Source organism: Alkalispirochaeta alkalica DSM 8900 (genome assembly GCF_000373545.1).
Classification (GTDB): Bacteria; Spirochaetota; Spirochaetia; order DSM-27196; family Alkalispirochaetaceae; genus Alkalispirochaeta; species Alkalispirochaeta alkalica.
Genome location: NZ_KB891695.1, coordinates 94,361 through 101,067 on the forward strand (window position 1 = coordinate 94,361; position 6,707 = coordinate 101,067).

Annotated in this window: 4 protein-coding genes and 1 tRNA gene; 3 read left to right on the forward strand and 2 right to left on the reverse strand. The window is 60.5% G+C overall.

Annotation, left to right across the window (positions count from 1 at the left end; all coding sequences use genetic code 11):
- Positions 1–106: 106 nt before the first annotated feature.
- From B071_RS0104075 to B071_RS0104085, 3 genes are all read left to right on the forward strand, one after another.
- Positions 107–180, forward strand: a tRNA-Arg gene (locus B071_RS0104075).
- Between the two features lie 120 nt (positions 181–300).
- The gene (locus tag B071_RS0104080) at positions 301–1,428 is read left to right on the forward strand and encodes a GNAT family N-acetyltransferase (protein ID WP_018525832.1); all 1,128 of its coding nucleotides are present in this window, start codon (positions 301–303) and stop codon (positions 1,426–1,428) included.
- Between the two features lie 97 nt (positions 1,429–1,525).
- Complete coding sequence (locus B071_RS0104085) at positions 1,526–3,250, forward strand: DEAD/DEAH box helicase (RefSeq protein ID WP_018525833.1); 1,725 nt, start codon at positions 1,526–1,528, stop codon at positions 3,248–3,250.
- Positions 3,251–3,353: 103 nt separating this feature from the next.
- Here the strand turns inward: B071_RS0104085 and B071_RS15860 are convergent, their stop codons facing one another.
- Both B071_RS15860 and B071_RS0104095 read right to left on the reverse strand, forming a co-directional pair.
- Positions 3,354–5,051, reverse strand: a complete 1,698-nt coding sequence (locus B071_RS15860) for a C69 family dipeptidase (protein ID WP_245534045.1) — start codon at positions 5,049–5,051, stop codon at positions 3,354–3,356.
- Positions 5,052–5,383: 332 nt separating this feature from the next.
- Positions 5,384–6,646, reverse strand: coding sequence for a serine hydrolase domain-containing protein (locus tag B071_RS0104095; protein ID WP_438829559.1), 1,263 nt, complete (start codon positions 6,644–6,646; stop codon positions 5,384–5,386).
- Between the last annotated feature and the right edge of the window lie 61 nt (positions 6,647–6,707).

Consider the following 6,707-nt stretch of genomic DNA (forward strand, 5'->3'; position numbering starts at 1 on the left):
CTCCAGGACCACGCCCCCGATTCCCCCGAACCGGTCCTCCCCAACCGGCCCGGTCCGATTGACAGCCCCGGCCGTGATTCGTAGACTCTGGGGGAATGNCCCAAGCGCCCCGGTAGCTCAGCAGGATAGAGCAACGGCCTCCTAAGCCGTAGGTCACCCGTTCGAATCGGGTCCGGGGTAACCCTTCTGGCACCCCTGTCGCAATGCAGCTCCCCACGGTGCAGCGCGCCACGGTGCACACAGGGGCTGGCGCAACTGGAGACTGGCGCACCAGAGACCGGTACAAAAAAGAGGACGCCCATGAGCGATCGCATCCACCTTCGCCCCGTGGAACCCCGGGACAAACCGGCCGTGAAACGCCTGGCCCGTCGCGCCTTCGGCCCCCTCCAGGGGAGCCTTGTCACCCTCACCAGCCACACCTTCCTCTGCGAGCTCTCGGGAGCACCCGCCGGAGCAGTGGTCCTCGAGACCTTTCGCTATAAAGGGGACCACCTCGGGGGGGTGATAAAATGGCTCTTCACCGACCCCGNCGCCCAGGGCCAGGGCGTCGCCGCAGCGCTGGTGGCGGAAGGGGTCGCCAGACTCCGCCAGATGGGGTGCCACGAACTCTTTACCACCGTGGAAGGCTTTAACACCCCCTCGAGCAACCGCTTCGCCGACCTGGGGTTTGTTCCGCTCAGCCCCGCGCAGCAGCTTCGCCGATACGGACTCAGCCTCCTTAAAATTGGCCCTCCCACCTTTCATACCATCGACGCGGGCCATTTCCTCTGGTCCCGGAGCGCTGCAGAACCGCCCCGGGAGCAGCAGCGCACCCTGCCGGGCGGCGGAGCCCTNCCCTGGCTGCTCAACGTCCTTCTTGTGGCCGCCCTGGTAGCGCTCCATCGGGTGCGNGTGGGCGCCGCCGGGGAGCTGCATCCTCACCTTCTCTGGCAGCTGCCCGCCGTGATCGGCCTGATCTTCGGGGTTCGCTCGGGGGCCATGAAACTCACCGCCCGTGCCCTGGGGCTCACCCTGCGGTACCGGATCTGGGAAACCGGCCTCGTCCTCTCTCTGGTGATCACCGCCCTCTTCGGTGGCCTCTTTCCCACCCCGGGGTCGCACTATCCCGTGGAAATCCGCTGGAACTACCGGACCAAACTCCCCCGGCTGGCAGCCGTGGCCTTCTCCGGNGCCCTGGCGCTCCTGGCGCTGGCCTGGCTTCTGCTGGTCTTCGAGACCCGGGGGCTCGCAGAGGGNCCGGGCCTTCCTGCCAGGCTTCTCACCCTGGCGGTGATGCCCCTGCANGCCCTGCTGGTCTTCGAAATTCTCCTGCCCTGGTTCCCCTTTGCCTCCTTCAACGGACGGCGTGTGCTGGATCATCACCGTCTGCTCTGGGCAGCTCTGGCCATCGGGACGGCAGCCCTCTTCTGGGTCCGCTACGCCGGGTAGCGGGTAGCGGCTAGCAGATAGCCCCGCCCCTTGACACTCGGCGGCATTCCGCAGTCAATGGTAGCCACCATCCAAAGACATTCGAATCGAGGAATCCATGATATCTTTTGACCAGCTGGGACTGATCCCGGCCCTGCTCGACGCAATCAGCGCCCGTGGCTTTGAAACACCAACTCCGATACAAGCCGAGATGATCCCCTTCCTGCTGACCGAGCAGCGGGATGTTACCGGACTGGCTCAGACGGGCACCGGCAAGACCGCTGCCTTCGGACTACCCCTGCTGCAAAATATCGACCTTGCGAGCCGCACAACCCAGGCACTGATCCTCACCCCCACCCGTGAGCTTGGACTGCAGGTCTCGCGCGAGATTGCAGAGTACGGGGCAAATCTCCCGGGCCTCCGGACGACCGCCGTGTATGGAGGCGCTCCATTCGGGTCCCAGATACGCGACCTGAAGGCAGGCCCTCACATCATCACGGCCACACCGGGACGGCTGAAGGANCTNCTGGATANGGGCATTGCCGACCTCTCGGCGCTCCGCTTCCTGGTNCTCGACGAGGCGGATCAGATGCTCGACATGGGGTTCAAGGACGAACTCGATGCCATCCTTGCCGCGGCAAACCCCGCGCGCCGTACGCTGCTCTTTTCNGCCACCATGCCACCCGAGGTGGCCAGAATCGCTGCGACGTACATGACCGACCCCCACGAGATCGTCTCCGGGCACAGGAACCAGAGCGCCGGTACCGTCACNCACTACTACTACCGCGTCCACGCCCACGATAAGTACGAGGCTCTCAAGCGGCTGATCGATGTGAAGACAGGCATGTACGCCATCATCTTCTGCCGCACCCGGGAGACGGTAAAGGACGTAACCGCCCGACTCTCNCGGGACGGCTACACCGCCGACGCCCTTCACGGCGAACTGGCCCAATCCCAGCGCGACACCGTAATGAGTCGNTTCCGGGAGGGGAACCCGTCGCTCCTGGTCGCCACCGACGTGGCTGCCCGGGGGCTGGACGTGGATAACCTGACTCACGTCATCCACTACGACCTTCCCGACGAGGTTTCCGCCTACACCCACCGGAGCGGACGAACCGGCCGGGCCGGCAGAAGCGGNGCATCCCTCGCGCTCGTACATATGCGCGAAGGGCACCGAATCGCGTACATCGAACGGACCATCGGCCGGAAAATGGAGGAAGCCAAGATCCCGCGCGGGCACGATATCTGCGAAGCCCGACTGATGGAGCTTCTCNCCCGGGTGAAAGAGGTAGAAGTGAACNAGGAGTCCGTTGGACCGTACCTGCAGGCCGTTCGGGACTCTCTTGCCGGAATCGACCGCGAGGAACTGCTGCAACGGTTTATCTCGGTGGAGTTCAATCGGTTTCTGGAACAGTATGCCGATGCTCCGGACCTTAATCCCACGCTCAGCAAGACCCGGCCCAAACGGATGGAGGCTCACTCCATGGTCTGCCTCCGTCTGAACATCGGCCGCCGCCAGTCGGTGCTCCCGCCCCAGATTATCGGGCTGATCAACAAGGCCACCGATTCCGGCAATATCAACATCGGACGGATCAACATCAACACCGACTCCTGCGAGGTGCAGGTCGATGGAGCCCTGGCCAGGCAGGTCGAAGACGCCCTGGCCGGGTACTCCTATCAGGGCACGAGGATACGCGTAGAACGCGTCACCAGCCACCGTCCCGCAACAGGAAAGCAGCGCGGCCCCCGCCGCCCGGGGGGGAGCGGCCCGCCTCAGGCGCGTCGACCCAAGGGACCCAAGGGCCCCAAGGGACGCACGGGAAAGAAGAACCGCCCCACGTAGCCCCCCGGGTGGGGCCTTAATCCCCTTCTATTGGGCCAGGCCAGAGTGAAGGGGAGCAGTCGCCCCCAATCGCTGGGGGCAGACCAGGCCGCACCAGACCGGGTTATCTCACCCGGTCCAGCAAATCCCGATATTCATCGTATATCCCGTGGGCGCGGGGGTATTCATCGAGCCTTTCGTCATAGGCGTGGATCATGGCACCCCAGCCCTCACGGGCCATGTGCTCGCTCGTGGCGGGAATCGTACTTCCCTCCGGACGCTCACCTNTTGGCATGCGAATGCCATAGCGTTCCCGTGTCCGGGCCTCCACCTCACGAACCAGATCCTCACCAAGATCGAGACTCTCGAGCAGCCACCTGTGAACACTACCGGTGATAACGGACTGGGCCTGCTGTTCCAGGCCAGCCTCNTATAAGGCCAGCGCCCTCTTCTCAAGCGCAGCCCACTCGGCAAACAGATCGATCTCGAAGGCCTCTATCTCCCCGGTAACGGACCTCAGGAAATCAAGGGGATGCTCCGATGTGAAATAAAGAAGTCGCTTGAATGTCCGCGTGGCGTAGCGAGTCGCCTCGAGCATACTGTAATCCGGATCAAGAAAATGCGAGGAGGCGTCCTTGGTCATGTAGCGATGCTGGCTGAACTCGGGAGGAACACTCTCTGTGGCAACGGGAATTGGCACGAAGGGAGTTGTAAGACCCGTGGTAATCGCTGTCCAGAGCGTCTGCAGTTCGCCCCGCACATCGGATCGAAGGTGTGCAACCTGTCCGTATCCCGCAAAATCGGTGGCCCAGCGAGGATCACGAACGTAGGCAATCATATCCTCAAGACTCACAGGGACCATCTCGTACAACTCCGCCTCAAGCGCGAGGGGATTTCGGGCTTCCTCATAAAAATCCGGGTAATATCCCTCGGGATCGTCGGCGGGAAAGGGACGACCAAACACGTCCTGGAGATTCATGAACTCCCCTTCTCCATCCCACCAGCCTTGGGCCCTGGCAAACTCCACAAGATTTTCGGAAGCCATATATCCGTCGTGGTCCTCGGGGTTCACGGGGAAATCGTGAATGTACCCGGGATAGAGCACACGAATCTCATCCGGACCAATCCGCTCGGCCGCCCATAACCCTTCCCCTCCGGCGTAGTTAATGAAGACCCAGCCCTCATTCCGGTCGGCAAAGATATGGGAGTTTCCTCCGTAGGTAGAAAAACCGTGTTCATCGATAAGACCACCCACGACCTCAACCGCTTCGCGGGCTGTCCTGGCCCGCTCCATGGCAGCACGGGCGAGATCGCTGTACTGCGGCCCGGTCTGGGGAGCAGACCGTTCGGACATCTCCACCAGTTCCGGACGCGACGGAGACCATATGTCACGAGCCGAAACACCGTGCTCGTTGAGACCACCGTTGGTCAACGGCGGGGGAAAACCGGCAAACTCGGAATAATGCGCGGTAATGTACTTGTAGGTCGTCTCTGCCTGGGGGATCGCGATCAACCTGCCGGGAATCGATGCATCTTCGGTGACGCCAACCTTCCAGGTAGCCCCCTGGGGATGCTCCTGCCGGGGAACAATCTCGATCCAGTGACTGGAGGGCTCGTGCCCGAAGCCACCGAGCAGAACGGAACCATCAGTGGTAAGTTCGCTTCCCACATACATCCCGATGCTCTTCTGGTTCGGGTGTCCCTGGGCAACACCCCGGGAATCTCTGGGGAGTCCCGTAACAGCTCCCGCGGTAAACAGGAACATACAAAGCATGCCCGCCACACCTGCGGCGCGCATCCACGAGTAAACAGGGTTTTTCATGAAACTTTCTCCTTGGCATGAATGACCTGACCGGGCAAATTACCAACCCGGCCAATTAAATTATTTCGTTCCCAAATTAATTTGAAGCNAAACAAAAGTCAACATCNCAGGCNTTTTCCGTGCAACTAAAAGAGAAAAATCAATTTGTTATATTATATAATATTAGAAGATCAATCTTCTGCATGAAACCATTAGCGTCGCTTTTTTCGCCTGTCAGAAGCATCGTGCCAGAAATAAAAAGCCAGAAAGATACATCACCGTACACCGCCACCGCCCCGACGTCCTTCCATCGGGCAAGAACTGTCAGGGCGCCAGGGCATCTGTCGTGACGATCAGTCTTCCACGGCAGCAGCGGCTGCAGCGATCATCCGGAGATTATTGGGCAAGGCCCCGTCAAATCCCGGCGTTGACATCGTCATGATAACCGTATCGTGAGCCGGGTTGTTCACGAACTTCGTACTCCAGAACCCCTGCCAGCTGTAGGCGCCGGGACCACCCAGGTAGTGCAGGGACCCTCCCGGTGCATTGACCCCCTCCTGGATATCGAGCTGGTATCCCCACTTGTTTCCGGTGAGCTGCCAGTTCGTGAGGTCTCCAATCTGGTTGGAAGTCATCAGCTCCACCGACGCCCGGCTCAATACCCGGACTCCCTCAAGAACCCCCTTGTTGAGCAGCATCTGCGCAAAGCGAAAGTAGTCGTAGGTTGTGCCGTGCAACCCGGCGGCGCCACTAAAGTAGGTCTTGTGCGGACTGAAGGTATAATCGGGACCCAGCATACCGAGGCCCAGGGGATGCTTCTCCACGTGCTTTTCCCCGGTCCCCGCCCAGAACGCAGCGGGCACCCTGTGAAGTTCCTCATCGGGGGGGAAGAACCAGGTCTCCCGCATCCCCAGGGGCTCGAAGATGTTCTCCTGCAGGTAGCGGTTAAAATCCACCCCTGACACCACCTCCACCAACCGGCAGAGCGTCTCGACACTGTTGTTTGAATAGTCAAACATTTCACCGGGATGGGCGATGAGCGGCATCCTGGCCAGGATCTTCACGTTCTCCTCGAGGGTAATGTTCGGAGCNTCCAGATCATCCATGAGCCCCGCCTCTTTGTACAACTTNGGAACAACCCGATAGCAGTCCGGCGTAAACAGGTTGTACCACCAGGTATTTGTCATGCCTGCCGTCATCGACAGGAGATCATGGATGGTTATCTCCCGCTTGGCTCGCTCGAGTCTCAGAGCCCCCCAGTTTTCCAGTATCGCCACCTTCGGTTCACTAAATTCGGGAAGATACTTCGAAATCGGCTCGTGAAGGCTTATTTTCCCCTGCTCAAAGAGCTGCATCACCGCCACTGCGCTCGGCACCTTTGACATTGAGGCGAGCCGGAAGACAGCATCTTTCTTCAGGGGCTTCTCCTCATCGGCCTCTCCAAAGGCCTTGAAATAACAGATCTCTCCGTGCCGCGCCACCAGAACGACCACACCACGGTAGGCCTTCTCCTCAATGAACGTGTGGGCAAGATCATCGATATTCGCCAGATTTTTCGATGCCATACCAACCGACTCCGGTCGCACGGCCTCGGGCAAGGTGATACTCATGAACATCCTCCTGAGCGTTTTGTCCAGTCTAGACCCCTTTGAGCGCGACAGCAACGTAATCTTCTCC